This is a genomic window from Lysinibacillus xylanilyticus (assembly GCF_001708185.1).
GTDB lineage: Bacteria > Bacillota > Bacilli > Bacillales_A > Planococcaceae > Lysinibacillus > Lysinibacillus xylanilyticus_A.
Genome location: NZ_MDDN01000046.1, coordinates 1 through 942, shown reverse-complemented (window position 1 = coordinate 942; position 942 = coordinate 1). Strand labels below are relative to the sequence as shown.

Sequence of the window (942 nt, the reverse complement as noted above, 5' to 3'; positions counted from 1 at the left end):
ATTTTTTACGGCTCAGGGTCAGCACCACGTTGCGTTCATCACCCGCCCAATCCGGCGGGCTGTTCCACAGGGTCAGGGTTTCGTTCAGCGCTTCAAACAGGTCCTGTTCCGGCACCGGATCAAACAGTTCTTCCGCTGCCGGACCAACCAGCGCCACGCTATGTTCACGCGCTTTGGTCAGCAGAATGGCCAGATCGATATCAATGGTCGCCGGTTCAAAAATGCCGGCCAGAATATCGTTACGCTGCCATTCGCCAAACTGCAGCTCACGTTTCGCCGGATAACGCCACGGAATAATGTCATCATGCACCACGATGGTCACTTCCACCGCACGCAGAATTTCGCTTTCACCCCGGCTCGCGCTGGTTTCCAGCAGATCGTTAATCAGCGCACGACGGGTGGTTTCATCCAGACGCACGGTCACGGTCACCAGCAGATCAATATCGCTATGCGGTTTCAGGCCGCCATCCACCGCGCTGCCATACAGATGCACGGCCAGCAGGGTCGGTTCCAGATGACGTTCAATCACGCCCACCACTTCAGACAGCTGGGTGCTCACTTCCGCAATCACCGCTTCACGCATAATGTTCAGTTTGGTTTTCGGACGGCTGCCCTGCTGGGTCACATCGTTGCTGCTCCACAGCATCAGGCAACGGCCCACCGCATAACGCGCCTGCTGTTTGCTCGCACGCGGCATGCTCTGCACGCCAAAAAAGCAATCATAGCACGCCATAAACACCGCCACCGCACCATTACCGCCGCTACGTTCGGTCAGGGTACGGCTCCAATTACGGCTACGCATACTCTTCCTTTTTCAATATTATTGAAGCATTTATCAGGGTTATTGTCTCATGAGCGGATACATATTTGAATGTATTTAGAAAAATAAACAAATAGGGGTTCCGCGCACATTTCCCCGAAAAGTGCCACCTAAATTGTAAG

Annotated in this window: 1 protein-coding gene; it reads right to left on the bottom strand. The window is 53.9% G+C overall.

The window, feature by feature from the left end; all coding sequences use genetic code 11:
- Nucleotides 1–583 (bottom strand): aminoglycoside adenylyltransferase family protein (locus BFJ97_RS23310; protein ID WP_068986945.1); only part of this gene is annotated, 583 nt, incomplete at its 3' end.
- Between the last annotated feature and the right edge of the window lie 359 nt (nt 584–942).